Origin of the sequence: Rhizobium esperanzae, assembly GCF_002204185.1 — a bacterium.
In the GTDB taxonomy this organism is placed as follows: Bacteria; Pseudomonadota; Alphaproteobacteria; order Rhizobiales; family Rhizobiaceae; genus Rhizobium; species Rhizobium esperanzae.
Genome location: NZ_MXPU01000005.1, coordinates 152,314 through 178,156, shown reverse-complemented (window position 1 = coordinate 178,156; position 25,843 = coordinate 152,314). Strand labels below are relative to the sequence as shown.

Sequence of the window (25,843 nt, the reverse complement as noted above, 5' to 3'; positions counted from 1 at the left end):
CAAGGAGCGAATCTGAAAGATCGCGGCCCGCTTTAGATAATTTTTCGATCAACGACGACATGATCGTCGTTTCAGCAACGATGCGGGGCCGGCATTCGCCGGTCCCGCTCAATGTCTTGGCCACTGTGCTGGCACAGATCAATAGCCGCCGAGGAAGTCGCCAACCGCATTGATCTCCGATGGCGCGATCTCGTGCCCACCGGCATGCCAGACTATCCTGACCTCCGCGCCCCGGCCCTCCAGGTGCGCAGATAGCGCCTGGGTCATCGCGACCGGAGCGATGGGATCCCGCTGCCCGGCTGTCACCAGCACCTTTCTTCCCGCGAGCGTCGACCGGGCCTCGGGCTGAAACGGAATGAGCGGATGCATCAAAACCGCCGCGTCGAAGATGCCCTTTTCGATCAGCACATTGGCCAGAATATTTGCGCCGTTCGAAAAACCCAGGCCGAGAATCTGGGAAGCGCGGTATTCATCGGCGAACGCCTCGACGTAGGCCGCCATCTTCTCCGTCGCACGTGAGAGGTCGGACATGTCGTAGACCCCTTCCCCGGTGCGGCGGAAAAACCGCGCCGCGCCATATTCGGAAACATCGCCGCGCGGCGAAAGAATCGTTGCTTCGGGCAACAGCCGTCGGCCGAAATCGAAGAATTGGTTTTCGTCGCCGCCGGTGCCATGCAGCACGAGCAGAATAGGTTTGTCAGGTGCACCGGCATGCAGCCGGTGCACATATCCGGTTTCGGTCATATCGCCCTCCTACGCTTCGAGCGGCTGCAGATGCTGCTCGAGCAAGGCGCGAAGATGAGCGTGCTGCTGCGGCAGCTTCAGCGCTTCGCCGAGATGAGCCGTGTCCTCGTCACGGTCGAAGCCGGGCTCGTTGGTCGCGACCTCGAACAAAACACCGCCCGGCGTGCGGAAATAGATCGCCCAGAAATAATCCCGGTCGATCACCGGCGTGACCTGATAGCCCGTATCCATCAGCGCCTTGCGCACTTCGAGCTGCTTTTCGCGATTTTCGACGGCAAAGGCGACATGGTGGACGGAGCCGGCGCCGGGAAGCGCGCGGGCAATGTTCGGCATGGTTTCAAGGTCGATGAGGTGCGCGCCGTTGCCGCCGGGCCTGATCAGCCGTTTGACCCCGTCCCTTTCCTCGGCGACTTCGTAGCCCATGAACTTCAGCAGTTCGGCGGTGGCGCCTTCATCCCTCAGCCGCAAGGCAACGGAGTGAAAGCCGCGAATAGCGTGATCCTCGCCGATGCCGCCATGCGTCCACGGCTCGCGGTCATCGTCCTTGACCTCGACGAGCGCGAAGCCGTCGCCATCCGGCCCGGAGAAGTTCAGACGCTTTTCGCCGAAGCTTTCCTCAGCCTTCAGGCCGCCGAGACCAAGCGTGGCGAAGCGGTCGCTCCAGAAGCCGAGCGAGTCTTGCGGGACAGAAAATACCGTCGTGCCGACCTCCCCGGTTCCGGGCCGGCCCTGCGCCATCTTCGGGAACGGGAAATAGGTCATGATCGTGCCGGGCGCACCGGTCTCATCACCGTAGTAGAGGTGGTAGACATCAGGCGCGTCGAAATTGACAGTCTTCTTGACGCGACGCAGGCCGAGCGCATGGGTGAAAAACTGGTTGTTGGTGCGGGCGTCCTCCGCCATCGACGTGACGTGGTGCAGACCCTTGATCTGATCGAGCATGTGAGACCCCTTTCTTCCCCGCCGTTCGCGGGGGCTTTTGATGGATCATAAATGCGCCTCACCCGGCCTCCGGAACAGACCCCGAGACCAAAACGCATTGTCTATTATTAGTGAACGAAGATCGGGGGGGGCGTTCACTTCAGGCGCCGTGAGGATCTGCCGGCAATTGCCAGTCGACCGGCGCCCGCCCGCGAGACTTGAGGAAGGCATTCGCCTTGGAAAAATGTTTGCAGCCAAAGAAGCCGTTATGTGCCGAAAGCGGCGAAGGATGCGGCGCCTTGAGCACCAGATGCCGCGCCGTATCGACAAAGGCGGCCTTGCGCTGGGCATAGGAGCCCCAGAGCATGAAGACGACGGATTCGCATTCGTCATTGACTTTGCCGATAATGGCATCGGTGAAGCGTTCCCACCCCTTGCCCTGATGGGCCGCCGCTTGGCCCTCCTCGACTGTCAGCACGCTGTTCAGCAGGAGCACGCCCTGCCTTGCCCAATGTTCGAGAAAGCCATGGCGCGCTGGCGTTATGCCGAGATCCGTCTCCATCTCCTTGTAGATATTGACGAGCGAGGGCGGTATGCGCACGCCGGGTCGGACGCTGAAGCATAGTCCATGAGCCTGCCCAAGTCCGTGATAGGGATCCTGTCCGAGGATGACGGCCTTGACGTTGGCAATCGGCGTCAGATCAAGAGCGCGGAAATATTCGCTGCCCTTCGGGAAGATCCGCTTGCCCACTTGTTTCTGCGCAACGAGGAAGGATCTGAGTTGTTGCATATAGGGGCTTGAAAACTCCCCTGCCAGCGCGGCCTTCCAGCTCTCATCGAGACTGACGGATGTATCGCTCATCAGGAACCCTTCGGCATAGGACGAAACAATGGACATACGGTTCTAACAAAATAGGCTGATGTCGCAATGCCTGCGCTCCTCGCGGCGGCTTCAGCCCATTGAAAGTCGGCAGCGGGCTGCAGAGCTTGTTCGAGACGTCATCGTCGGTGTTTACTATATGCCCGCTTCGGTATTTACGCCGACTGGCGGGGTGAGTAGAACCTATTGTGACAATCGGGGGCATGTCTTCACATGAAATTCGGCACGAGCGGCCTTCGCGGACTTTCAGTAGATCTCAAGGGACGCGCTTCCGCCCTTTACGCTGCCGCGTTCGGCAAATATCTGCTGCGGACCGGCAGGGCGCAGGCGGGCGACGTTATTCTGATCGGCCGCGACTTTCGCGATTCAAGCCCTGAGATCTCGGCGAATTGCGCCGGCGCGCTGACAGCGCTCGGCTTCCGGATCTTCGATTGCGGCAATGTGCCGACACCAGCCCTTGCCCTTTATGGCCTCGAACGCAAGGCTGCGTGCCTGATGATTACGGGCTCGCACATCCCGGCGGACCGCAACGGCATCAAATTTTATCGGCCAGACGGCGAAATCGACAAATCGGACGAAGCAGCCATTACTGCCGAGGCAGCCGAAATCGAGCGGAGCGGCGAAGCGCCGGTCGTGGGGCCGGCCAAGATGGAAGAGCATGAAGCGATCTGCCGCCAGCTCTTTTTCGAACGCAATGCCATGCTGCTCCCAAAAGGCGCGCTGTCGGGCTTGAAGATCGGCATCTATCAGCACAGCACCGTCGCGCGCGACCTGATGGTCGACGTTCTCACCCATTACGGCGCCGAGATCATCGCTCTCGGACGGTCGGAGAGTTTCATTCCCGTCGACACCGAAGCCGTGTCCGACGAGACGATCACGCTGATGAAACGCTGGGTGTCCGAGCACCAGCTCGATGCGATCGTTTCGACCGATGGCGACGGCGACCGCCCCCTTGTCGCGGATGAAACCGGTGCGCCGCTGCGCGGCGACCTCCTCGGCCTTATAGCAGCCAATTTCTTGGGAGCTCTCACAGTGGTGACGCCCGTCACCTCCAATTCCGGCATCGAGGCCGCAGGCTCCTTCGCCGTCAAGCGCACCCGTGTCGGCTCTCCCTTCGTCATAACAGGCATGGAAGAGGCCGTGGCCGCTGGCAATGACCGCGTCATGGGCTTCGAAGCCAATGGCGGCTTGCTGACCGCCAGCCCTTTCGATGTCAACGGGCAGAACGTCCGCGCCCTGCCGACGCGCGATTGTTTTATTCCCATGCTCGCAGTCCTGTCGCTTGCGGCCGCTCGCAGGCAGCCGCTCTCTGCCATTGCGACCTCCTATAAGCTGCCCTTCGCCGCTGCCGATCGTCTGGAGAATTTCCCGGTGGAGACGAGCGCCGCGCTGATGCAACACTTGCGTGCCTCGGATGAAAATCTCTGTTCTTTCCTGCAGCCGATCGGCGCAGTAGCGGCCAAATCCGATATTGACGGGCTTCGGGTGACGCTGACGGACGGCCGGATCATCCATTTCCGCCCATCCGGCAATGCGCCGGAAATGCGCTGCTACGTGGAAGCCGGCAGCGAGCCTGCAGCTCTCGACCTGCTGCACGCCGGTCTCAACAGAATAAGAGGCTGGGCAGCAGCCCGCTGACATGCAACCATTAAGGTCGTCTATCTCAAGGAACCCGCCTATGACGCAGAAAATCGTTCCCGTGATCATGGCCGGCGGCAAAGGCACGCGGCTCTGGCCGCTTTCCCGTGCGACCGCGCCGAAACAATTCATCCAGTTCGTTGGCAATAAGACGCTGTTTCAGGAAACGCTCGAACGCGTTTCCGATCCCGAGCTCTATGAAGCTCCGATCGTCGTCACCAATGAGGAGTTCCGCTTTCTGGTCGCCGAGCAGGCGCGCGAGCTTGCCATCCCGCTCGCCGCCGTCTTGCTCGAACCGGTCGCCCGCAACACCGCCGCCGCGGTCGCTGCCGCCGCGACGCTTGCCGCCGACCTCTTTGGTAAGGGCACTATCATCCAGATGCTTGCCTCAGACCATGAAATCCTCGCCGACAAGAGCTATTTCGACTGTATCCGCATCGCTCGCGAGGCGGCGGCCGACGGCAGGCTCGTCACCTTCGGCATCAACCCGACCGAGCCGGCGACGGGTTATGGCTATATCGAGATCGGCGATGCACTTGATAATGGCGCTCACAAGGTGAGCCGCTTCGTCGAGAAGCCGATATTGGACGAAGCCCAGCGGATGCTCGCCGACGGCGGCTTCTACTGGAACTCGGGCATCTTCATGTTCCCGGTGACGGAACTTCTTGCCGAGCTGCAGGAATATGCGCCCGAGGTGCTGAAGGCCGCAAGCAAGGCTGTTTCCAAGGCAAGCCGCGATCTCGACTTCACCCGCCTCGATGCCGACCATTTCGCCAAGAGCCCGGATATATCGATCGATTATGCGGTCATGGAAAAGACCTCGAAGGCCGCGGTCGTCCCCTCGCCATTTCGTTGGTCGGACATGGGAAGCTGGGACGCCGTTTGGAAATCGGGCAAACGCGACGATAACGGCAATGTCGCCGCTGCCAACACGACCGTCGTCAACACCCGTAACTCGCTGGTCATGACGCATGGCGTGCACCTTGCCGTCCAAGGCATGGAGGATGTCGCCGTCATCGCCAGCGAAGACGCCGTCTATGTCGGACCGCTCAAGGACAGCCAGAATGTCGGGCAGTTGGTCAAGATGCTGGCCTCCTCCTCGGCGACTGCAAAATTCGCCGAGACGCATCCGACATCGTACCGACCGTGGGGCGGCTATACCTCTATCTTCAACGGCGACCGCTTTCAGGTGAAGCGCATCTTCGTCACGCCGGGCAAGAAGCTTTCGCTGCAAAAACACCACCATCGCTCTGAGCACTGGGTCGTCGTAAAGGGAACGGCCGAGGTGACGATCGGCGACAATGTGCAGATGCTGCGCGAGAACGAAAGCGTCTACATCCCACTCGGGGAAGTCCATCGTCTCGCCAACCCCGGCAAGATCGTCCTCGAACTCATCGAAGTTCAGACGGGCTCCTATCTCGGCGAGGACGATATCATCCGCATCGTCGACGAATTCGGAAGAACGTAAGCCAAGCGCCGGAACGGCCGGCGGGCCAGGTTTGCCCGCGGCGCTTCCGGCATGCCCACCATCCCTGTTGAATTCCCTTGCGGGATTCTCGTAGAATGAATGAGCCGACAGACCTGACGGGAGATGTCCTCTGATGCGTACCCTGCCCGCCCTCGCCGGATCTCTTTCAATCCTGCTGCCGGCAATCGCCTTTGCCCAAACGGCGAACATGCGCGCCGCAAGCGAGGCGGAAATCCGTCAGCATCTGCCCGGCACGTCGGAGCTGAAAGAAAGCAGCAACGGCTATGAATATCGCGAGGGCAGCAAGAATGGCTACAAGATCAACAATGGCGAGGTCTGCGTCCGGTTTCCCGACAAGTCGACCGACTGCGTCAACGTGAAGACTGACGGCAAGAATTTTCAGATGATCGACCGCAAGGGCGGCCGAACCAGATTCTGATTTCGGCCCGGCTTATCTTGCCTGTTTATCGTGCCGGCGCCGTCTCGCCGCTCTTATCGACGACGAATTCGGCGATCAGGCCTGAATGGTTGGAGCCGAGATTGTCGTCGAGGCTTTTCAACGACGTCAGATGAAGCGGCGCGCGCGCGAATATGTGATCGATGGCGATTCCGAACCGACCGGCGGCGATCGGCCATGTCGCCGGTTCGGGCGCCATGGTCTTCAGTTTCTGCTTGCGCAGGAGAGCCTGAATGCTGGGGGCGATCGACGACGTATTGAAATCGCCGGACAGCACCAGCGGACCTGAGATCGCATCAAGCGCTTTGCTGAGATCGTCCAACTCTTCTATCTGGTAATCGTCGAAATAGGGTTTGGTCAGATGGACCGATACGAGATTGACGGATTGCCCACCGAAATCGACGCTCGCTGCGACCAGCCTGTCTTTCCGCAAGCTGCCGATGCTCGCGACCTGGCGGATCACGAACGGGCGTTTGGACAGCACCAGCGTATCGCAGCTGTCTTTGCCGTTGTCGCAGCCGATATGATACGGATAGACCTTGAACAATCGCTGCAGATGGAACGTCAGCGGCTTGGCTTCGAGCAGATTGACGACATCGGCATTCGAGGCGATCACCATATCCGCGATGGCGGTCGAATTTTTCCAGTTATCGATCGCAACGTTGAACGACATCAGCCGGAAAAGCGGCACCGTTCCCGTTCCCCTGTCGTCCTCCGCAAATTCACGTAGCATGATAGCGCCATGCGCAGTTAGGAGCAGCGAGACAAGCAGAAGGGCAAAACCGTAAGCATGTCTTCTGACAGCCAGGATGACGAGGCTGACGGCGGCGAATGTGAGGCCGAGATGGATCTGAAAACTGTAGATGAAGGAGAGCAGCCAGAAATTTGTGAGATAGCGCAGCGACACGACCGCAATGGCCAGGGTCAGAAACGCAGAGAGAATCCAATAAACTATGTTTCTCATCAATCCCTGGTTCCGCCTGAACAGGATGTCGCCCGAAAACCGCTCAATCTTTTTGACATCATGCTCAAGACGACCCGCCGCCCATAACATGCAAGCGGTTATGGTGCAATGCAGCATAATGTCCGGAGACGATGACAGCGGCCTCACATCAAGTGCTATCTTTCAAACGCCTATCGACTCGGCGTCTTTTTATCCTGTAAGTGGGTGCCATTTTACGGAATCGGCTTTTGCCGTCGGCAGGGAGCCGAGAAAAAGGTGGGAATGCGCTACTTCATTACAGGCACTGCCGGCTTTATCGGTTTTCATCTGGCCAGGCGCCTGCTGCAGGAAGGGCATGAGGTGACGGGCTTCGACGGCCTCACGCCTTATTACAATGTCAAGCTCAAAGAGATGCGTCATGCGGCACTCTCTCAGTTTCCGGCCTTCCGACCTGTTATCTCAATGCTTGAGGACCGGCCGGTACTGGAGGCGGCAGTCTCCGCGGCCGCGCCTGACATCCTGATCCATCTTGCCGCGCAAGCCGGAGTCCGCTACAGCCTGGAAAATCCCGAAGCCTATATACATTCGAACGTCGAAGGCTCCTGGAATATCATGGAAATCGCCCGGCGGGTTGAAGTTCGCCATCTGATGCTGGCCTCGACATCCTCGATCTATGGCGCCAACGCGACTGTCCCCTTCCGCGAGACCGATCGCGCCGACGAACCGCTGACCATCTATGCCGCGACGAAGAAATCGATGGAGTTGATGGCGCACAGCTATGCCCATCTGCACAAGATTCCGACGACCGCCTTCCGTTTCTTCACCGTTTATGGCCCATGGGGCCGGCCCGATATGGCGCTGTTCAAATTCGCCAAGAACATGCTCGAAGGCCAGCCGATCGAGATCTACGGCGAAGGCAATATGAGCCGCGACTTCACCTATATCGATGACCTCGTCGAAGCGATCGTCAGGTTGTCGGCAATTGCCCCGAGCGAGGAAAATCGGCTCGGTGACGCTGGGATCGAAACGCTTTCGCGCCAGGCGCCCTTCCGCGTCGTCAATATCGGCGGCGGTCAGCCCGTCAGCCTGATGGATTTCGTCGAGACGGTGGAAAAAGCGCTCGGCCGTCCTGCCATCCGCAAGATGCTGGCGATGCAGAAGGGCGACGTGCCGCGCACCTTCGCTGCCCCCGATCTGCTCGTGGCACTGACGGGATACAAGCCCGACACGACATTGGAGGTCGGCGTCAAGGCCTTCGTCGACTGGTATATCGACGTGCATCGCGAACTGAATGCCTGAAGCGCGTTGCTTTAACGGAGAAGCGTGACTGCTTCCACAGCACCGACCGCCGCCGAGAATACATAGCCGATGGCAACGCTCAGGCTCTGCGAATAGGCCTTGAGCTGAGAACCCCTACCCTCGACGGCAGCCGGGCCGCGCAGAACGAGAGGAACGCTCGGCCGCACGAAACCGGCGCGCGTCGTCAAAGGAATTTCAGGCGAATGGCCGATGGCGGAAGTGTAGATCAGGTCGCGCGCGAGGCTCGCAGGCCCGATGGCAAAGGCTGGACCGGCGGCCGCGGCAATGCCCAAAGTCAGGGTGATGGCGGCAAGAGTTTTCTGCATCTCGAAGTCCCCGTTTTCGGATCGCGGGCTTTTGTTTCGCCCGGCTCCAAGCGATCGACGCGTCTGTCCACGCTTCGGCCGCCCTCATGAGAACACTCTACACGTCAGTATTTGCAGGGCTTTTAAGCAGATCGATCAAATTTTAGGAAATTTGATTTTCTGTTTGGAGGGCCTCCAGATTGGCACGAAAATGCCTTGGCCGGCGGCGGACGGCGGCATCGGCAAATCGTCCATGATTGGACACTGATCGCAGTCTAGAGAATGCGATCCAGCTTCTTGTTGATATGCAGGTTCGGCATCAATCCCGCACTTTGGGCGGCATGATAGGATTCTCGCGCCGCATCGAACGAGATCGACCACATAATGGCGCTCAACAGGAGCGCGATAATATAGATCTGAATACGCATCGATCTGCCGATACGGAAAGAGCAAGGCAGTTTTGTGTCAAAAAATGAGCGTATAACGCGAAACAATATGCTTTCAGAGCCACTGAGAATGGCACCTGGCATCTTAAAGCGCCGTGCGTGGAATTCATCCTGATCCAGGGTAGGGCAAAGTCGCAGCTTGCGTCCTCGACAGGAAGGGTCATCGCGGAAATAATCAATCGATTGACTTATTTCATTAGCGGCGCTATAAAATATCATGAGCCGAGAACGCGACTATCCAAATCAGCCGGCTTCAGCCCGTGCCGAGATCACGCGCCAGAAGATGCTGAGCGCCGCGCTCGACGTGTTCGGGCGCTACGGTTTCGATGGCGCCTCGACACGCCAGCTGACCGAAGCCGCCGGCGTCAACCTGCAGGCGATCCCCTATTATTTCGGCAGCAAGGAAGGCCTCTACATCGCCACCGCCGAATATCTGATGATGAGGATCGATGCGCATGTCAGCGGCATGAGGGCGCGCATCGGCGCGCATCTGATGGCGCTCGACGCAGCCGGCGAGCCGCTCGGTGAAGCCGACGCCCGCCTCTTCCTGACCGAAGTTCTCCAGACCATGGTGACGCTCTTCGTCGCCAAGGAATCGGAACCCTGGGCCCGCTTCCTCATCCGCGAGCAGATGGAACCGACAGAGGCTTTCAAGCGGGTCTATCGGGGCATCATGAGGCCGATGATCGAAATGGGCCGGCGCCTGGTCGGCGCCATTCTTGGCGAAGATCCGGCGTCCGAACATGTGCGCCTGCGCACTTTCAACCTCGTCGGCAGCATCCTCATCTTCCGCTTCGCCCATGCTGCCGTACTCGCCCAGATGGAATGGGACGCCTTCGGCCCGAAACAGGTGGAAATCTTGCGGGGCCTTGCTGCCGAACTGGTCGATGTCATCGGCCCGCCGAAAGGAGGCGCAGCATGAAACGCATCCTTCCTATCGCGATCCTTCTCCTCCTTGCAGCAGGTGCCGCCTGGTGGTACGGCCTGCCCGAGCGGTTCGGCTGGTTGCCCGAGGCGCGGCGCGAATTCGTCCTTTACGGCAATGTCGATATCCGTCAGGTCTCGCTCGGCTTCCGCGTCAGCGGCCGCCTCTCCGAACTGCGCGTCGACGAGGGCGATGTCGTCAAGAGCGGCACGGTCCTGGCGAAGCTCGACGCTGCGCCCTATGAATTCGCCGTCCGCTCCGGTGAGGCCAATGCCGCGGCCCTTCGCGCGACGCTCGACAAGCTGAAGGCTGGCCCGCGGCCGACCGAGATCGCACAGGCGCGAGCTGCCTACGACGAAAGCCTGGCGGATCTGCAGAATGCCAACCTCGCTTACGACCGCGCCCGCCAGCTTCGCCCGCAGGGCACGATTTCCGAAGCGAACCTCGACCAGGCGACCGCCGCAAAGGCGATGGCCGCCGCCCGCTCGCAATCGGCCAGCGAGGCACTGAAGCTGCTGCAGGAAGGCTCGCGCGTCGAGGATATCGCCGCCGCCGACGCCCAGCTGAAGGCCGCCGAGGCCACACTCGCCTCGGCCCGAACCTCGCTCGCAGACACCGAACTGCGTGCTCCGAACGACGGCGTCATCCTCTCGCGGGTGCGGGAGAACGGCGCGATCGTCTCGCCGTCCGATACCGTCTTCGTGCTCTCCCTGACAGAGCCGGTCTGGGTGCGCAGCTATGTCGCCGAACCCGATCTCGGCCGCATCCACCCGGGCATGAAAGTATCCGTCGCCTCCGATACTGCGCCCGACAAGCCCTATGAAGGCACCATCGGCTTCATCTCGCCGGTCGCCGAATTCACGCCGAAATCGGTGGAAACGCCTGAACTGAGGACCGATCTCGTCTATCGCCTGAGGATCGTCATCGACAGACCCGGCCCCGACCTGCGGCAGGGCATGCCGGTCACCGTGCGGCTGTCCGCGCCGCCGGCAGGCGGACAATGACTGCCCCCGAACCCGGTCGGGACGCCAGGCCGCTCGTTCGGATCGACGGCGTCACCAAACGCTTCGGCGGTGCGCCTGCAGCCCTTAGCGCCGTCTCCGGCACCATCGGCGGCGGCGCGATCACCGGCCTCGTTGGCCCCGACGGCGCCGGCAAGACGACGCTGATCCGGCTGATGACCGGCCTGATGCTGCCCGACACCGGAACGATGGAAGTTCTGGGCTTCGACACCAGAAAGAACGCCGCCGGCATTCAGGCGGCGATCGGCTACATGCCGCAGCGCTTCGGTCTTTATGAGGATCTCTCGGTGCAGGAAAACCTCGACCTCTATGCCGATTTGCGCGGCCTGCCGAGGAGCGAACGCACCGGCGCCTTCGACGAGCTGCTGACCTTCACCGACCTCAAGCGCTTCACCGGCAGGCTCGCCGGAAAGCTCTCCGGCGGCATGAAACAGAAGCTCGGCCTTGCCTGCGCGCTTCTGAAAAAGCCGCGTCTGCTGCTGCTCGACGAACCGGGCGTCGGCGTCGATCCGATCTCGCGCCGCGACCTCTGGAAGATGGTCGAGAACCTGACCAGGGAAGGCATCGGCGTGGTCTGGTCGACCGCCTATCTCGACGAGGCCGAAGCCTGCGACCACGTGCTGCTCTTGAACCAGGGAAAACTGCTCTTCTCGGGAAAACCGGATGAAATGACCGAGCGCGTCAGCGACCGCGTCTTCCGGGTCTCCGATGTCACTGGCCGCCGTCGGCAGGTTCTCGCCGAACTCCTGCAGGCCGATGGGGTCATCGACGGCGTGATCCAGGGCGAGGCGATCCGCCTCGTCGCCGCCAGCGGCAAGACGCCCGATATCGGCAAGGCCGGCGACGGCGCATCGCTTTCCCCCGCCCCACCGCGTTTCGAGGACGCCTTCGTCGATATGCTCGGCGGCGGCCCCGGCGGCCGCTCCCGGCTCGCCGAAGCGCAAGAGCCGCTGAAAGCCGAGGGCGACCGCCCGGTGATCGAGGCCAGGGGCCTGACCAAGCGCTTCGGCGATTTCACCGCCGCCGACGATATCAGCTTCGATATTCGCCGCGGCGAGATCTTCGGCCTGCTCGGCCCGAACGGCGCCGGTAAGTCCACCACCTTCAAGATGCTCTGCGGCCTGTTGAAACCGACCGGCGGCGAAGGCCGCGTCGCCGGTTTCGATCTTCGCCGCGACGCTGCCGAAGCGCGCAATCAGCTCGGCTATATGGCGCAGAAATTCTCGCTCTACGGCGATCTTACAGTCATGCAGAACCTGGAATTCTTCGCCGGCGTCTATGGCCTTCGCGGCCAGCGCAGGCGAGAGCGCATAGAGCTGATGGCCGATATATTCGATTTCGGCCGCCACGCCCACGGGCCCGCCAAGGATCTGCCGCTCGGGCTCAAGCAACGCCTGGCGCTTGCCTGCGCCGTCATGCACGAACCGCGCGCCCTCTTCCTCGATGAACCGACCTCCGGCGTCGATCCGATCACTCGCCGCGAGTTCTGGACGCATATCAATGGCTTGGTCGAAAAGGGTGTCACCGTGCTCGTCACCACCCATTTCATGGACGAGGCGGAGTATTGCGACCGCATTTCGCTGATCTACCGCGGCCGTTCGATCGCGCTCGGTTCTCCCGATGAGTTGAAGGCACGTGTCGCGACAAAGGATGCGCCGGACCCGACGATGGAGGACGCCTTCATCGCGCTCGTGCAGCAATCGGAAGCGGAGGATGCAGCATGAGGATTTCTTCCGGCCGGCTCCGGCGTCTTGCAGCTCTGGTGCGCAAGGAAAGCTTCCAGGCGATCCGCGACCCGAGCAGCATCCTCATCGCCTTCGTGTTGCCGCTGATCCTGCTCTTCCTCTTCGGCTACGGCGTCTCGCTGGATACAACGCGCACCCGCATCGGCCTCGTGACCGAGGAGATGACGCCGCTGACCCAGGACCTCGCGGCCAGCTTCCGCGCCTCGCGCTATTTCGACGTGGTGATCGGCCGTGACCGCCGCCTGTTCGAAGAAGATCTGGTGATCGGAAAGGTACGCGGCATCGTCGTTATCCCCGCCGATTTCACCACCCGCTACACCGCCGGCAACCGCCCGCAGGTCCAGGTGATTGTCGACGGCTCCGATCCGAACACGGCGAATTTTGTACAAAACTACGCGCAAGGCGCCATTGCCAACTGGGAACAGCAGAGACAGGCGGACGTCGCCTCCCATAGCCCCGCCATCGCGGTCGAGCAGCGCTTCTGGTTCAATCCGGAGCTGACCAGTCGCAACTTCCTCGTGCCGGGCTCGATCGCCATCGTCATGACGCTGGTCGGCACATTGCTGACCTCGCTCGTCGTCGCCCGCGAATGGGAGCGCGGGACGATGGAAGCAATGATGGCGACGCCGGTGACGGCCGTCGAGCTGCTTGCCGGCAAGATCCTGCCCTATTTTCTACTCGGCCTCACCTCGATGACGCTCTGTGTATTGCTTGCGGTTTTTCTCTTCGGCGTGCCGTTCCGCGGTTCGGTCGCCGGGCTTTATGCCCTGTCGGCCGCCTTCCTGATCCCGGCGCTCGGGCAAGGCCTGTTGATCTCGACGGCAACCAAGAACCAGTTTCTCGCCTCGCAGCTGGCGCTGATCTCCGCCTTCCTGCCGGCCTTTCTGCTCTCGGGCTTCCTGTTCGAGATCAACTCCATGCCCAAGATCATCCAGTGGATCACCTTGATCGTGCCGGCCCGCTACCTGATCCCCAGCCTGCAGACGGTGTTTCTCGCCGGCGACATCTGGCCAATGTTCGGTCGAGCAATCTCGGTCATGCTGACGATCGGCGGCGTCATGTTCGTGCTCGCCGCACGCAGCACCAGAAAGAGGATCGGCTGAGATGGGATGGACAAGGCTCTACGCCCTCATCGTCAAGGAATTGCTCGCCGTGCTGCGCGACCCCAAGGGCCGCGCCATCCTGATCGGCCCCCCGATCGTCCAGCTCCTCGTCTTTTCCTATGCGGCGACGCTCGAAGTGCGCAATGTCGACGTCATGATCCTCAACCGCGACAGCGGCCATTGGGGCCAGGAGCTGATCGAGCGCATCGATGGCTCGCCGACCTTCCGCAATATCGAGATCGCTGCCGAACAGGCGCAGGTCCAGGTCGCGATCGACAATCAGACGGTCATCGCCGCGGTCGAAATCGGCCCGGATTTCTCTCGCAATATCGAAGCAGGGACGCCGACCGACCTGCAGGTGGTGCTCGACGGCCGCCGCTCCAACGCCTCGCAGATCGTTGCGGGCTATCTCTCGCAGATCGGCGCGGCGCTTGCCGCCGAAACGCCGGCCGGCAAGCGCGCCGGCGCCAGCATCGTCTCATCGGTGCCGCGCAACTGGTTCAACCCCAACCTCACCTATCAATGGTTCATGGTGCCGAACCTGATCGCCAGCATCGCGCTCCTCATCGGCCTGATCGTCACGGCGCTGTCGATCGCGCGCGAGCGCGAGCTCGGCACCTTCGACCAGCTGATGGTCTCGCCGTTGCGCCTCCACGAGATCCTGATTGGCAAGCTGATCCCGCCGATGATGATCGGCCTCTTCCATATCACCGTCTATATCCTCGCCGCCGTCTTCCTCTTCGAGGTGCCGCTGCGCGGCTCGCTCTTCCTGCTTTACGGCAGTGCGATCTTTTATCTCGGCTCGGTCGCCGGCCTCGGTCTTTTCATCTCCGCCCTGTCAATGACGCAGCAGCAGGCGATCCTCGGCGCCTTTCTGTTCATGGTCCCGGCCATGCTGCTCTCGGGATTCGCGACCCCGATCGAAAACATGCCGGGCTGGCTGCAGCCGATAACCTTCGTCAATCCACTGCGCTATTTCCTGGTGATCGTCAAAGGCGTTTTCCTCAAGAATATCCCTTTGAGCGAGGTGGTGAACCAGACGATTCCGCTGGCGCTGATCGCCACCGTTACGCTCAGTGCTGCCGCCTGGCTCTTCCGCCGGCGCTTGGAATAATTCCTCCTGGTGGATGCGTCAGCCGCCTCACAGAATATGAACCGGCCTTCCAAAGCGTGACTCTTTGCTGCGGGAACCTCGATTTCATGGCGTCGTTAGTCGAGTGCAACCCCAGCAAAGGAGAAGCAAAATGTACAAGATCATACTTGTCTCCGGCGCCCTTGCGCTGTCGTCGCTTGCCACCAATGCTCTGGCTGACGGAGCGGTCACCGGTGCAGCTGGTGGCGCCATCACCGGCGCGATCGTCGGTGGTCCTGTGGGTGCCGCCATCGGCGGCGTAGCCGGCGGTGTCGCCGGTGCCGTTGTCGATCCGCCGCCGCGCGAGGTCGTCACCTATGTCGAGCAGCAACCGGCCCCGACCTCCTCTGTGGTCGTCGAGCAGCCGATCGTCGTCGGCAAGCCGCTTCCGGCCGATGTCGTCGTCACTCCGGTGCCCGACAACCCGAAATACGCCTATACCGTCGTCAACGACCGTCGTGTGATCGTTGAACCCCGCACCCATCGAGTCGTGCAGGTCATCGAATAATCAAGCGGTCGAGACCGCCTGCTGCGGCTCGACTACCTCGGGCCCCGCTTCGGTGGGGCCCTTTTTCTACGTTTGCACCAACGATCAATCGGCGCGCCATAGCACGGCAAACCGCCGTCTGATCGCCGGCTTCCATATCCCAACAGATATCAGACCTTCAGCTCGCGCCGCTCGCGCTCGGTCGTCATGGCAAGGTCGAGCACCTTCTGCAGGTTGGCGGCGTGGCGGAAGTTCGGGTCGGGCTGGATACCGCTTGCCACCGCGTCGGCGAAGCGCTGGTAGTTGGTCGGCACCGGCGGCACTTCGATCTCCTTCCAGGTGGCGGTCTCGGCATCCTCTCCGAGGCACCCCCGCAACTCGGACTCGGCCGGGCGATGGATGACCTCGAGGCTGCCCTTTTCGCCATAGATGCGCAGCTTCAGCTCATTCAGATGGCCCGTCGCCCAGCGGCTGGCATGGATGACGCCGAGCGCGCCGTTGGCGAAATCGACAGCCATGGTAAAGCTGTCATTGGCGTCGAGCATATACTCGCCGATCTGGCCGCCCGGCGCCTTGTTGAAGGTCTTCAGCCGGGCAAAGACGTGGTCGATGTCGGTCGCGGCGCCATACGCGGCGAAATCGAGGATGTGGATGCCGACATCGCCGAGCACCCCGTTCGAGCCGTGGCCGGTGGAAAGCCGCCACAGCCAGGTCGATTCGGTGCGCCAGTCGCCCCAGGCGCGCGAGACGAGCCAGCTCTGGAGATAGGAAGCCTCCACATGCTTGATCGTGCCGAGTTCGCCGGCGAGCACCATCTCGCGGGCGCGCTGCAGCGGCGCGACGTTGCGATAGGTGAGGTTCACCATGTTGATGATACCGGCCTTTTCGGCCGCTTCCGTCATGTCAAGCGCCTTCGGATAGTTTTCCGCCAGCGGCTTCTCGCAGAGCACATGTTTGCCGGCCGCAATCAGCGCCATGGTGGTCGGGTGATGGATGCGATCGGGCGTGATGTTCGTCGCCGCATCGAAATCGCCCCAGGCGATCGCGTCATCCAATGAATGAAAACGCTTTTCGATATTGAACTTGTCGGCAAAGGCGGAAAGCCGGTCGGGATCGGTGTCGACGGCGCCAACCACCGTCACGCCGTCGATTTTGCTGAAGTGGGTGAGCTGGTTTTTCGCCATCACGCCCGTGCCAAGAACGAGTAGTCGCATGGATGCTCCTCAGCGGTAACCGGCTTCGCCGGCCTGGTGCAGTTTCGGGCCGCGCTCGACGATCGGCTCCAATGCCTTTTCCACCGGCACATTTGGAGCGTCGGTAATGGCAGTCAACGCGCCCTCGGGGTTATAGGCCCACTTGACGCCGTTGATCAGCACCTTCTGCACCGTAGCGTCGTGATAGGTCGGATAGGTCTCGTGGCCCGGGCGGAAATAGAAGATGTTGCCGGCGCCGCGGCGCCAGGTCAGGCCCGAGCGGAACACTTCCCCGCCCTGGAACCAGGAGATGAACACCGTTTCGAGCGGCTCCGGCACCGAGAACTGCTCGCCATACATTTCTTCGTTCTCCAGCTCGAAATGCTCGCCGATGCCGGCGGCGATCGGATGGCGCGGGTTGATCGTCCACAGCCGCTCGCGCTCGCCCGCCTCGCGCCATTTCAGCGCGCAGGGCGTGCCCATCAGCCGCTTGAAAATCTTCGAGAAATGGCCGGAATGCAGGACGAGAAGGCCCATGCCCTCCCAGACGCGCTTGGCGACACGCTCGACGACGACGTCTGACACCGCGCCGTGATCCTTGTGGCCCCACCAGGTCAGCACATCGGTTTCGGCAAGCCGGGCTTCGCTCAGCCCATGTTCCGGCTCCTGCAGCGTCGCCGTGGTGGCGGAGATGCCGGGGTCGGTATTCAGCGCATTGGCGATCGTCGTATGCATGCCTTCGGGGTAGATGCCCCGGACGACCGCATTGGTATTCTCGTGGATGTTCTCTCCCCAGACGACGGTGCGTATGGCCATGCTGTGCTCCTCTGGAAGCTGGAAGGATCGTTAGGTGGGAAGGCAGAATTCAAAGCGCTTTGGAAAAAGGCGCCGGGTACGCCTCGATCTCCACAACGTCCGAGCAACACATAGCGCTTTGTCAGGAGTTTGACAAAGGGGAAATTTTCTCTCGTGAGACTCCGGAGGACCCTGTGAGATATAACAATGAAATCAATGAGAAACGGATTTCGAGAACAGATTGCCGACGATGACGCCCGATATGATCAGTCCGAGGCCGATAATGGCAGGCAGGTCGAGGCGCTGCTTGAAAAAGATCAGGCCGACCGAAGAAATCAGCACGATTCCCAAAGCGCTCCAAATCGCATAGGCGATACCGACGGGAATGCTCTTCAGCGTCACGGACAGGCAATAGAAGGCCGCCGCATAACAGGCGACGACAAGCGCCGTCGGCCCGATGCGGGTAAACTGCTGCGACAATTGCAGCGCCGTAGTGCCGATGACTTCGAGCACGATGGCCGCAAAGAGCAGCCCATAGATGGCGGCCTGGCTCATGACGAATTCCTTTTCGGATTACTTTCCCGTGAGCTCGACAAGACGGCTGATGAGATTCCGCCTCAGAGCACTGCTGATGTCGTGGCTCTCCAACGTGTCGGCGAACCACAGCCCGTCGGCGGCGAACCGCACGATCTGTGCATCGAGCGAGGAGTCGGTGCCGACATATTCCTCAGCCCGCGCCTGCACCCATTGGCGCCAACGAAGGCGCAGCCTGGGTTCGGCGAGAAGCGCGATCGTCACCTGCGTCCAGCTCCTGGAATCGTCCGGGCGATCCTTGAGACCGGACACCGCCCTGAGATAGGCCCGGGTGAAGCGCCCCTGCGGCACGGGATCGCCGCGCATCAGCTCCTCGATATCCGTATCGAACCTTTCGAGCAGGCTCTCGAAAAGCGCGTCGAGCAGGGCATTCTTCGTCGGGAAGTGATGCAGCAATCCGCCCTTGCTGACGCTGGAGGCGGCGGAGACCGCATCGAGTGTCACGGCCGCCATGCCCACGCTGGCGGCAAGACGCGCTGCGACCTCCAGCAATTCCTGGCGCACGAGAGCCGGTTGTTTCTTACGATGATGAGCGTTTGACATGCAAAATAAAGATACCGTCCAGACGGTTTTGTCAAGAAGATTCGGTGCAAAACCCTGCCCCACGGGCATTATGCGCGAAATGCCGCGGCACCTTGATGACAGTTGCGAACGTTTTCCATCAGGTGCATGAAGGGTCGGGGGAATGATATCGGGGATGGTTTCGTGACGGAGAAGGTCACCACTCTATACGAAGCGATCGGCGGCGATCCCACCGTGCGGGCGCTGACCAACCGCTTCTATGCGCTGATGGATACGCTGTCGGAGGCAAGTAACGTGCGTGCCGTGCACCCGCCGAGCCTCGAAGGCAGCGAACAGAAATTCTACGAATATATGACCGGCTATCTCGGCGGCCCGCCGCTTTATACCGACAAGCGCGGCCATCCGCGCCTGCGCAGCCGCCATTTCGTCGCCGAGATCGGCCCGGTCGAGCGCGACGAATGGCTGCTCTGTTTCCGCCGCGCGCTCGACGAGACGATATCGAGCCAGGCGCTGCGCGATCTGATCTGGGCGCCGGTCGAACGCCTCGCCCATCACATGCAAAACAAGGAAGAGTCATGAGCCTGAACACGCGCCTGGAGCCGGTGCTCTATCTCTTTGCCGGCCTGTTCGGCGTCGCCGGCGTGGCGCTCGCCGCCCTTGCCGCCCATGGCGGCGGGCAAGCCAACCTTGCAGCATCCGCCTCCGCCATGTGCCTTGCCCACGCCCCCGCCCTGCTGGCATTGGCTCTCGGCACCGCCAAGCTCAAAACCGCCTGGCTGGCCGGTTTTCTGATGATCGTGGGAACGCTGCTCTTTGCCGGCGATCTCGTCACGCTGCGCTTTTCCGGTTCCGGCCTCTTCCCCTATGCCGCGCCGACCGGCGGCTGGGCGATGATGCTCGGCTGGCTGGCTGTGGCGGCGGGTGCTGTGTTTCAGGTCAGAGCGTAGAGTCACCCCGTCTCCCAGCGGGGAGAAGAGGAGGAGGAGGCACCGGCATTCCATAAGGCCAAGCCTTAAATCCCGTCGACCACATTAAAACCCTCAAAAACCGGCGGCCCCTTGTACATCGCCTTGCGGTCTCCGGCATTGCGGTGAGCCGCGCGAAAGTTCTCCGACTTCGTCCAGCTCTGAAAATCCGCTTCGCTCTGCCAGACCGTATGCGAGGAGTAGAGCGTATAACCCTCCTCTCCATTGACCCTGCCGCGCAGCAGGCGGAATTCGACGAAACCGGGCACCTCGGCCAGGCTGGAATCGCGATTGCGCCAGACCGTCTCGAAATCACTCTCGCTGCCGGCTGCGACCTTGAAGCGGTTCATTGCGATATACATGAAATCTCCCTACCCCTTCCTCTTACCCGCCCTTGCCGCAAGCGCGGGAAAGGCGAGAATATTTTTGCCGTTTGCCGCCGCCGGGCCAAGCGGTCTCGTCGTCGCTTCGCCGGGCATGCGCGCCTCCCAGGTCGGGAAGAGTATCACATTCGGATGGAACTGCCGGCGTTCGGCATGCTGCTGGAAAAGCTGGTAGAGTTCGGGCACGAGGCCGTCACTGCTCTGCGCGGCAAGCTTGTGTAGGCCGATCATGGTGAAGCCGTCGGGATGCTGGTCGTTCATCGGAATTGTCTCGTTCGTTCATCGTCTGCAGCGCACGCTCCAGGCTGGATTTGCTGCCGTTGCGCAGCGGGATGAAGGCCTTGCCGAACTTCTTGCAGCCGGTCTTCACCCGAAGGCAGGCATCGTGGCTGATACAGTCGATCGGGCAGAACACGCAGTCGACCGAAGGAAGCACGGTATCGATGCGCGAAACCGCTTCGCGCAAGCCGCCGTCGTGATGAATGAGCTCGGCGCCGAAATTGCTGCAGATTTGGCGAAGATGCGCCACCTGGCAGTCACGCCCGCCGACATAGAGGAAACTGCGGCCATCCAGTTTGGACCGTCCGGGGGATGCCTGACTTGCGTCCTCGCCCGCGCTGTCGCGGACCTCCCGGTTCGAACCCTTCTTGCCCTTGCGAGCCATTTACCACCCGTTCGCTCGTTGATCGTCACACGATTCCTGCGTGTGCGAACGGACCTTATTAAACTTGATTTTTGTAGTAAAGTATAAAGTTGATTACTCTTATCATATTTTATCGGGCTGTGACTTGGACCGGAAAGTCGAATGTGTGCGAAGCCCCCCATCCATCAGGCAAAGCGGGAACATTGCAGGAATTCAGGCTGCCTAGAACCGCGTTATCCACGTCGGCCATTCCGGAGCCTCTAGTGATGCGCGATAAGGTGACATTTCCGTCGCTATTGACCATGACGCGAACTCTTAGGGATACCGCAGTATCCCGATATTGCGACTTCAGCCGGTCGATACAACGAGATAGGCGCGAAAAAACCTTACCCGTGTAATTTGCCTGAGAAGCACCGCCAGCGCCTTCCCTGCCCCCGGATGTCCGCGAATCGTTATCGGAGTTGGTGTCAGCTTGACCGTCGGCAGCTCCTCTGCGAGATTCCTGCTTGGCATCGCCTTCCGAACCCTGTGCTTTCTTCGGAGGCTGTTTTCTTTCCGCCACCTTCTTTTCTACAGGCTTCTCCAGCTTCGGCTTCGATTGCGGAATAACCACTTCTGTCGGCGGTTCCGACTCGGGAGAAACAGGAGCCGCCTCGACAGGCTTGATCTCTTCGGATTCGGATTGAATTGCAGCTGCCGTTGGCGGTTCGCTCACTGGCTGTTCCGGCACCACCGTCGACATTGGCTGTGCGACGGACGTTTCGGCAGAGGTTTCCGATACGAGAACTTCCGGTTCTGCAGTCGCAACCGTCTCGGCTGACTGACGCGTAACGTCCTGTACAGGCTGGACGGTCTCGACCGGCTCTGCGTCAGCCGGCTGCACGGTTTCCGGCTGTACTTCCGCTGTTTCGACTGGCTTAACCGTATCGGGTTCAACAGCCTCGGGGACCACTTCTTCCTGTATCGTCACTTCAGTCTCGCCGGCTGCACTCTGATCGGCGTCGGAACTGCCGAGCATGACCACGCTGATCGCCTCGCCCGCCTCCATCAGCGTCTCATCCGAGGGCGCAGGCATCACGGCAAACAGCGTGGCGGCCAACGCAGCATGAAAGAAGAACGAGCCGGCGCAACTCAGCGCCACCCGCCGCCGCACCGGCTTCTGCTCGTCCTCCTGCTTTTCCACCGCCGCGTCCATCGGCGGCGGAGGAACGGTAGCCGCCGGCACGCTTTCCGGATGATCGGGAAAGGAGGATATCTGCGCAAAACGCGTGTAGTGGAACACCGTTTCGCCGGCCGGCTGCCGCTGCGCGTTGCGCAATTCGGAAAGCTCGTGGCCGGGATGCATCCCGGGCATATTCTCATTCAGGCTGCCGCCGGCGTCCGCCTCCCCGATGAGCACGCGTCTCGATCTGGACTTCGCTGAAATCGCCATTGTCTACGCCTCGGACAGCCTGAAACATGCCCGCCGGGGTTCATCCCCGGCGTCTTCTTATCCCTCGAAGGGGACGGAGCTCTGCGAGCGGGTGACGATACCCTTCATACATTCGCCGGCAGCCGGCCCGTCGCAGACCGGCGTGTCGTTGATGAGGATGCGGGTCACGCTCTCGCATTTGACATTCGGCATGTCGAACTGGCGCACGCGCTTCTTGCCCTGGGGCAGATCGCGGAAATCGAGAACGGTGATGCGGTCGACGGCGTTCCTGTCGTTGAAGAAGGCGAGTTCGAAGGGACCTTGTTGATCGGCGCCTGAAGATTGTTCTCAGCAACGAAGGTCATCATGCAGCCCTTTTGCGATGGCGCCAGAGCGTTGAGTTCGACATCCAGCTTGGCGCCTGCCGCGTCCTGCGCTTGGGCTACACTTGAAACCGCCATCATCATGCCGGCCGCTACAGCCGCAAACTTCACCGTCATCATCTTCTCCGCTATTGTCGCGAACCACCTCGAGGCGGCCTCAAATCAGCAATCTCAAAAACTTGACTGTATTAGTCTCCTATTGCGTCTTTAGAAAACTATGAGTACTAAAGTCAAGATATTTGTCATCACAAGCGGGGAACCCTCACCCCCGGCCCCACGAAATTGCCAACCGAAATGATGGCTGAAAAGCCAGATAGCTTTAAGCATGCGCCACTGCAGAGCGAGCCTGCGGCGCAGCACCGGATCGTCGAAAACGCGGATCTTTTCCGCGGCACGAACGAGATCATGATCAGACACGACGGCTTGCACTGTCGCCTGAAGATCACCCGCCAGGGCAAGCTCATTCTCAAAAAGTAGGGTAAGACAGGACCGGGCAGACAAGACCGGCGTCAGCGGAAATCCGGGCGTTTCGCGCCGAGAATCCGAAGATGCGCGAGCGCGACCTCGCCGCCCAGCTGAAGATCTCAGAGGCAGCCCTCGTCGCCCCGGCCGAACCGCCGATCGGCATCATTATCGCGGCGGTCGGCGGGCCGTTCCTGTGGATCCTGCTGCGGCAGCGTTCGCGCCTTGTCCTCTGGGCAACATGGTGAGTGACTGAGATGATCGAATTGTCCGGCCTCTCCGTGCGCCTATCCGGCAAGGCCATCATCAGCGACGTCGCTTTCACCGCAAAGGCCGGAGAGCTGACAGCGATCACCGGGCCGAACGGCTCCGGCAAGACGACGACGATGAGGGCGATATCAGGCGAGCTCGCCTATCATGGTTGCGTGCGCATCGGCGGCAACGAGGTGAACGGGCTGAAGCCTTAGCAGCTTGCTGCCATTCGCGGCGTGCTGCCGCAGGCAAGCACCATCTCCTTTCCCTTCACCCGTGCGCGAGATCGCCCGCATGGGTCTGACCGCGGGCCCGAACCTGCACCCTGGCAAATCAGATCAGACGGCGGCGGCCGCCCTCGCCGCCGTCGACCTTGTCGGCTTCGAAGGCCGCTTTTACCAGGAACTCTCCGGCGGCGAGCAGCAGCGCGTGCAGCTTGCCCGCGTGCTCTGCCGGATCTCCGAGCCCGTCGTCGACGGCAAGCCCTGCTGGCTGCTGCTTGACGAGCCGGCCTCGAGCCTCGACATCAGTCACCAGTTGACCATCACGTCCCTCGCCCGCACGTTCTACGAGCGCGGCGGCGGCGTTATCGCCGTCATGCACGACTTCAACCTGACTGCGCTTTTTGCCGACCGCACCGTGCTGATGAAATCCGGCCGGCTCACAGCCGCCGTAAGCATCGAGGAGGTGATGACCGACGCGACGATGCTCTCGGTGTTTGGGTGCGCGCTGCGGATTAACCAAATCCCGGCCGACGGCACGGGTTTCGTGCTCGCCCACAGCGCCCTCTCCCGTGCCTGAGCCTGCGCAGGCGGAACTTTTGCCCCTTCAACACGTTGTCGGCAATGATCTGGGTCAATGCCGGGCGACATCATTCATGCAACGGACGGTGGTGACCCTCGTGCGAAACAGGCGGGCTTGCGCACGCCCAGCCAACGGAGACAGCCATGAGCTATTCTATCTTCCAGTCCGGCCGCAGCCGCCGCAACGGCACCTTCCACCATCTTGAATCCGGCATCGAAGAACAGATCGAGGCATTGCGCGACGAGCTCGCCGAACTCACGCGCCTCGTCGGCAAGAACTCACGCCATCAGAGCGAGAAGCTTCGCAGCCAGGCAAGCGCTGGCTTTGAGGAACTGCTCGGCCGCAGCGAGGATCTGCTGCGCGAGCTGCAGCACGGTTACGAGCGCGGCGCGACTGAAATGCGCGAGACGGTGCGCAATCATCCGCTGGCAACCATTGGCGCCGCTGCCGCTTTGGGCTTGGCCATCGCCTTCCTCGCTCGTCGCTGAGGAAGCGCGATGCTCTCGATCCTCAGCCTGCTGACGGGCGCAAGCGTGCATCGGACCGTTGCGCGCGTCAAACGCAACAGCATCTTCATCGCGCTTGCCGCGCTCTTCCTCCTCACAGCCTATGCGCTGGCGGTGGCCGCCGGCGCCATTTGGCTCGCCGGCATCTACGGTCCGCTTGCCGCCGTCCTCTTCCTGGCCGTCGGCGCGCTGCTGATTGCAATCATAGTGCTGGTGGTGATGTCGATCATCAACGCCCGCGAGGCACGCCGCGCCCGCGATCGCCGTGCGGCGCTGGAATCTCTGGCGACGGTCGGCATCGGCCTCGTCCGCGCCCAACCGCTGCTCACCGCCGGGGTGCTGGCCGCCATCGTCGCGGCCAATCTTATGGGTTCGAAGCGGGAGGATTAAGGGAGAACGACAAAGCCTTGGCGGCGGTTACTGATAGCGGCAACATGCTAACCTCCATCATTCCTGTGCTTGCCACAGGAATGGGGGTGGAGAGGTGGCGCCCAAGCAACCTTTACGCGAATGCGCCCATTCCCCCGGCCCCACCGAGGCAGAAGCCGGCGCTCCGAAGAGCCGATCGGCTCCACGTACACCTCTCAGAACGCAAAAGCCTTCGATGTCAGCGGCGCCGAGGTCGCATCCGGGCCGAAATCGGCCTCGCCTGAAATTTGCAGCAGTTCCTGCAGGCGCTGCCGCGCCCGGTTGACGCGGCTTTTGATGGTGCCGACAGCGCAGCCGCAGATTTCGGCCGCCTCTTCGTACGAAAATCCCGAGGCGCCGACGAGGATGATCGCCTCGCGCTGGTCCGGCGGCAGCTGATCGAGCGCCTTCTTGAAATCCTGCAGATCGAGCGCGCCATACTGCGAGGGATGCATGGCCATCGATTCCGTGAACAGCCCGTCGCTGTCCTGCACCTCGCGACCGCTCTTGCGCATCTGGCTGTAGAGTTCGTTACGCAGGATCGTGAAGAGCCAGGCCTTCATATTGGTGCCCATCTCGAAATGGTCCTGCTTGGCCCAGGCCTTCATGATGGTGTCCTGGACGAGATCGTCGGCGCGATCGTGGCGTCCGATCAGCGAAATGGCAAAAGCGCGAAGGCTAGGGAGGGCCGCCAGCAATTCCCGCTTAAAGCTGGGTTGCAGTTTCTCTTCCATGCGGCGATCCTATTCGGCCATCTTGGCAGAAGCCATCATTTCAGCATGGTCGAGCTTTTCGAGAAGGTCGAGAAAACGATCGGGAATCGCCTCTTCCTGTACCGCGGCATAAAGCGACCGCAGCTTGACGCCGATCTGGTTGTTCGGGTCCAGAATATCGCTTGCCCGCAGCTCCAGCTTCCGCTGATCCGCCGCCTCTTTATTGCGTGTAGTCATCAACTCGTCTTCTCACCGTTATCTGTTCCGGAGGCGTGCAATCAAGAAATCAACCAT

The 25,843-nt window shown here is 61.3% G+C and carries 32 protein-coding genes and 2 pseudogenes; 17 read left to right on the top strand and 17 right to left on the bottom strand.

The features are described from left to right. Positions 1–138: 138 nt before the first annotated feature. The 3 genes from B5E41_RS09290 to ung form a co-directional block, all read right to left on the bottom strand. Positions 139–744 (bottom strand): alpha/beta hydrolase, encoded by a 606-nt coding sequence (locus B5E41_RS09290; RefSeq protein ID WP_088392968.1) that lies wholly within the window; start codon positions 742–744, stop codon positions 139–141. A 9-nt stretch (positions 745–753) separates the two neighbouring features. Then, entirely contained in the window at positions 754–1,686 is a 933-nt protein-coding gene (locus B5E41_RS09285) for a VOC family protein (RefSeq protein WP_085860260.1), read from the bottom strand. A gap of 139 nt (positions 1,687–1,825) precedes the next feature. Beyond that, positions 1,826–2,527 (bottom strand): uracil-DNA glycosylase, encoded by a 702-nt coding sequence (gene ung / locus B5E41_RS09280; protein WP_088393249.1) that lies wholly within the window; start codon positions 2,525–2,527, stop codon positions 1,826–1,828. Between the two features lie 231 nt (positions 2,528–2,758). Here ung and B5E41_RS09275 point away from each other — a divergent pair, with 231 nt between their 5' ends. The 3 genes from B5E41_RS09275 (at position 2,759) to B5E41_RS09265 (ending at position 6,090) form a co-directional block, all read left to right on the top strand. After that, on the top strand, positions 2,759–4,183 hold the full coding sequence (locus B5E41_RS09275; RefSeq protein ID WP_088392966.1) for a phosphomannomutase: 1,425 nt from the start codon (positions 2,759–2,761) through the stop codon (positions 4,181–4,183). Between the two features lie 40 nt (positions 4,184–4,223). Next, positions 4,224–5,651, top strand: coding sequence for a mannose-1-phosphate guanylyltransferase/mannose-6-phosphate isomerase (locus B5E41_RS09270; RefSeq protein WP_088392964.1), 1,428 nt, complete (start codon positions 4,224–4,226; stop codon positions 5,649–5,651). A 133-nt stretch (positions 5,652–5,784) separates the two neighbouring features. Further along, a complete protein-coding gene (locus tag B5E41_RS09265) occupies positions 5,785–6,090 on the top strand; it encodes a hypothetical protein (protein ID WP_088392962.1) in 306 nt (101 codons plus the stop codon). A gap of 25 nt (positions 6,091–6,115) precedes the next feature. Here B5E41_RS09265 and B5E41_RS09260 read toward each other — a convergent pair whose 3' ends face one another. Next, entirely contained in the window at positions 6,116–7,072 is a 957-nt protein-coding gene (locus B5E41_RS09260) for an endonuclease/exonuclease/phosphatase family protein (protein ID WP_088392960.1), read from the bottom strand. Between the two features lie 261 nt (positions 7,073–7,333). Between B5E41_RS09260 and B5E41_RS09255 the strand changes: the two genes are divergently transcribed. Beyond that, positions 7,334–8,350: an NAD-dependent epimerase/dehydratase family protein gene (locus tag B5E41_RS09255; RefSeq protein WP_088392958.1), complete on the top strand. Its 1,017-nt coding sequence runs from the start codon at positions 7,334–7,336 to the stop codon at positions 8,348–8,350. An 11-nt stretch (positions 8,351–8,361) separates the two neighbouring features. Here B5E41_RS09255 and B5E41_RS09250 read toward each other — a convergent pair whose 3' ends face one another. Beyond that, entirely contained in the window at positions 8,362–8,676 is a 315-nt protein-coding gene (locus tag B5E41_RS09250; RefSeq protein ID WP_088392956.1) for a hypothetical protein, read from the bottom strand. A 254-nt stretch (positions 8,677–8,930) separates the two neighbouring features. After that, complete coding sequence (locus tag B5E41_RS31635; protein ID WP_009988813.1) at positions 8,931–9,083, bottom strand: hypothetical protein; 153 nt, start codon at positions 9,081–9,083, stop codon at positions 8,931–8,933. 235 nt (positions 9,084–9,318) lie between these two features. Here B5E41_RS31635 and B5E41_RS09245 point away from each other — a divergent pair, with 235 nt between their 5' ends. From B5E41_RS09245 to B5E41_RS09220, 6 genes are all read left to right on the top strand, one after another. Beyond that, positions 9,319–10,023, top strand: a complete 705-nt coding sequence (locus tag B5E41_RS09245; RefSeq protein WP_088392954.1) for a CerR family C-terminal domain-containing protein — start codon at positions 9,319–9,321, stop codon at positions 10,021–10,023. After that, positions 10,020–11,030, top strand: a complete 1,011-nt coding sequence (hlyD, locus tag B5E41_RS09240; protein WP_088392952.1) for a secretion protein HlyD — start codon at positions 10,020–10,022, stop codon at positions 11,028–11,030. The genes B5E41_RS09245 and hlyD overlap by 4 nt, the downstream gene beginning before the upstream one ends. Then, entirely contained in the window at positions 11,027–12,772 is a 1,746-nt protein-coding gene (locus B5E41_RS09235; RefSeq protein ID WP_088392950.1) for an ATP-binding cassette domain-containing protein, read from the top strand. The genes hlyD and B5E41_RS09235 overlap by 4 nt, the downstream gene beginning before the upstream one ends. After that, positions 12,769–13,896 (top strand): ABC transporter permease, encoded by a 1,128-nt coding sequence (locus tag B5E41_RS09230; protein ID WP_088392948.1) that lies wholly within the window; start codon positions 12,769–12,771, stop codon positions 13,894–13,896. The genes B5E41_RS09235 and B5E41_RS09230 overlap by 4 nt, the downstream gene beginning before the upstream one ends. A gap of 1 nt (position 13,897) precedes the next feature. Beyond that, entirely contained in the window at positions 13,898–15,010 is a 1,113-nt protein-coding gene (locus B5E41_RS09225) for an ABC transporter permease (protein WP_088392946.1), read from the top strand. 130 nt (positions 15,011–15,140) lie between these two features. Further along, positions 15,141–15,536: a DUF1236 domain-containing protein gene (locus B5E41_RS09220; RefSeq protein ID WP_088392944.1), complete on the top strand. Its 396-nt coding sequence runs from the start codon at positions 15,141–15,143 to the stop codon at positions 15,534–15,536. Between the two features lie 149 nt (positions 15,537–15,685). Here B5E41_RS09220 and B5E41_RS09215 read toward each other — a convergent pair whose 3' ends face one another. The 4 genes from B5E41_RS09215 to B5E41_RS09200 form a co-directional block, all read right to left on the bottom strand. Beyond that, positions 15,686–16,729, bottom strand: a complete 1,044-nt coding sequence (locus tag B5E41_RS09215) for a Gfo/Idh/MocA family protein (RefSeq protein WP_088392942.1) — start codon at positions 16,727–16,729, stop codon at positions 15,686–15,688. A gap of 9 nt (positions 16,730–16,738) precedes the next feature. Next, positions 16,739–17,524, bottom strand: a complete 786-nt coding sequence (locus B5E41_RS09210) for a ThuA domain-containing protein (protein WP_064811139.1) — start codon at positions 17,522–17,524, stop codon at positions 16,739–16,741. Positions 17,525–17,716: 192 nt separating this feature from the next. Further along, complete coding sequence (locus B5E41_RS09205; RefSeq protein WP_088392940.1) at positions 17,717–18,058, bottom strand: SMR family transporter; 342 nt, start codon at positions 18,056–18,058, stop codon at positions 17,717–17,719. 18 nt (positions 18,059–18,076) lie between these two features. Continuing rightward, on the bottom strand, positions 18,077–18,640 hold the full coding sequence (locus B5E41_RS09200; RefSeq protein ID WP_088392938.1) for a TetR/AcrR family transcriptional regulator: 564 nt from the start codon (positions 18,638–18,640) through the stop codon (positions 18,077–18,079). Between the two features lie 162 nt (positions 18,641–18,802). On the opposite strand from B5E41_RS09200, the gene B5E41_RS09195 reads away from it, so the two are divergent. Together B5E41_RS09195 and B5E41_RS09190 are read left to right on the top strand one after the other, a co-directional pair. After that, the gene (locus tag B5E41_RS09195; protein ID WP_088393247.1) at positions 18,803–19,198 is read left to right on the top strand and encodes a group II truncated hemoglobin; all 396 of its coding nucleotides are present in this window, start codon (positions 18,803–18,805) and stop codon (positions 19,196–19,198) included. Continuing rightward, a complete protein-coding gene (locus tag B5E41_RS09190) occupies positions 19,195–19,566 on the top strand; it encodes a DUF423 domain-containing protein (RefSeq protein ID WP_088392936.1) in 372 nt (123 codons plus the stop codon). Before B5E41_RS09195 ends, B5E41_RS09190 begins: the two co-directional genes overlap by 4 nt. Before the next feature lie 65 nt (positions 19,567–19,631). Here the strand turns inward: B5E41_RS09190 and hmuQ are convergent, their stop codons facing one another. From hmuQ to B5E41_RS09165, 5 genes and pseudogenes are all read right to left on the bottom strand, one after another. Then, positions 19,632–19,946 carry a heme-degrading protein HmuQ gene (gene hmuQ, locus B5E41_RS09185; protein ID WP_088392934.1) on the bottom strand — a complete coding sequence of 105 codons (315 nt, stop codon included), beginning with the start codon at positions 19,944–19,946 and terminating at the stop codon, positions 19,632–19,634. A 9-nt stretch (positions 19,947–19,955) separates the two neighbouring features. Beyond that, positions 19,956–20,228: a hypothetical protein gene (locus tag B5E41_RS09180; protein WP_088392932.1), complete on the bottom strand. Its 273-nt coding sequence runs from the start codon at positions 20,226–20,228 to the stop codon at positions 19,956–19,958. After that, complete coding sequence (locus B5E41_RS09175; protein WP_088392930.1) at positions 20,161–20,631, bottom strand: DUF2325 domain-containing protein; 471 nt, start codon at positions 20,629–20,631, stop codon at positions 20,161–20,163. The genes B5E41_RS09180 and B5E41_RS09175 overlap by 68 nt, the downstream gene beginning before the upstream one ends. A 109-nt stretch (positions 20,632–20,740) precedes the next feature. Then, complete coding sequence (locus tag B5E41_RS09170) at positions 20,741–22,042, bottom strand: TonB C-terminal domain-containing protein (RefSeq protein ID WP_088392928.1); 1,302 nt, start codon at positions 22,040–22,042, stop codon at positions 20,741–20,743. A gap of 57 nt (positions 22,043–22,099) precedes the next feature. Continuing rightward, positions 22,100–22,521 (bottom strand): annotated as a pseudogene (locus B5E41_RS09165) (hypothetical protein). Positions 22,522–22,698: 177 nt separating this feature from the next. On the opposite strand from B5E41_RS09165, the gene hemP reads away from it, so the two are divergent. The 5 genes and pseudogenes from hemP to B5E41_RS09140 all read left to right on the top strand — a co-directional run bounded on the left by hemP (position 22,699) and on the right by B5E41_RS09140 (position 24,818). After that, the gene (gene hemP, locus B5E41_RS09160) at positions 22,699–22,881 is read left to right on the top strand and encodes a hemin uptake protein HemP (protein WP_088392926.1); all 183 of its coding nucleotides are present in this window, start codon (positions 22,699–22,701) and stop codon (positions 22,879–22,881) included. A 71-nt stretch (positions 22,882–22,952) separates the two neighbouring features. Beyond that, positions 22,953–23,114: a hypothetical protein gene (locus B5E41_RS09155; RefSeq protein WP_176439356.1), complete on the top strand. Its 162-nt coding sequence runs from the start codon at positions 22,953–22,955 to the stop codon at positions 23,112–23,114. 9 nt (positions 23,115–23,123) lie between these two features. Further along, a pseudogene (locus B5E41_RS09150) lies at positions 23,124–23,919 on the top strand (heme ABC transporter ATP-binding protein). A gap of 146 nt (positions 23,920–24,065) precedes the next feature. After that, a complete protein-coding gene (locus tag B5E41_RS09145) occupies positions 24,066–24,410 on the top strand; it encodes a glycine zipper domain-containing protein (protein ID WP_064804467.1) in 345 nt (114 codons plus the stop codon). A 9-nt stretch (positions 24,411–24,419) separates the two neighbouring features. After that, complete coding sequence (locus B5E41_RS09140) at positions 24,420–24,818, top strand: hypothetical protein (RefSeq protein ID WP_064811149.1); 399 nt, start codon at positions 24,420–24,422, stop codon at positions 24,816–24,818. A 194-nt stretch (positions 24,819–25,012) separates the two neighbouring features. On the opposite strand, the gene B5E41_RS09135 is transcribed toward B5E41_RS09140, so the two are convergent. Both B5E41_RS09135 and B5E41_RS09130 read right to left on the bottom strand, forming a co-directional pair. After that, entirely contained in the window at positions 25,013–25,570 is a 558-nt protein-coding gene (locus tag B5E41_RS09135) for an RNA polymerase sigma factor (protein ID WP_011426507.1), read from the bottom strand. A 9-nt stretch (positions 25,571–25,579) separates the two neighbouring features. After that, positions 25,580–25,786: a NepR family anti-sigma factor gene (locus B5E41_RS09130; RefSeq protein ID WP_088392922.1), complete on the bottom strand. Its 207-nt coding sequence runs from the start codon at positions 25,784–25,786 to the stop codon at positions 25,580–25,582. Between the last annotated feature and the right edge of the window lie 57 nt (positions 25,787–25,843).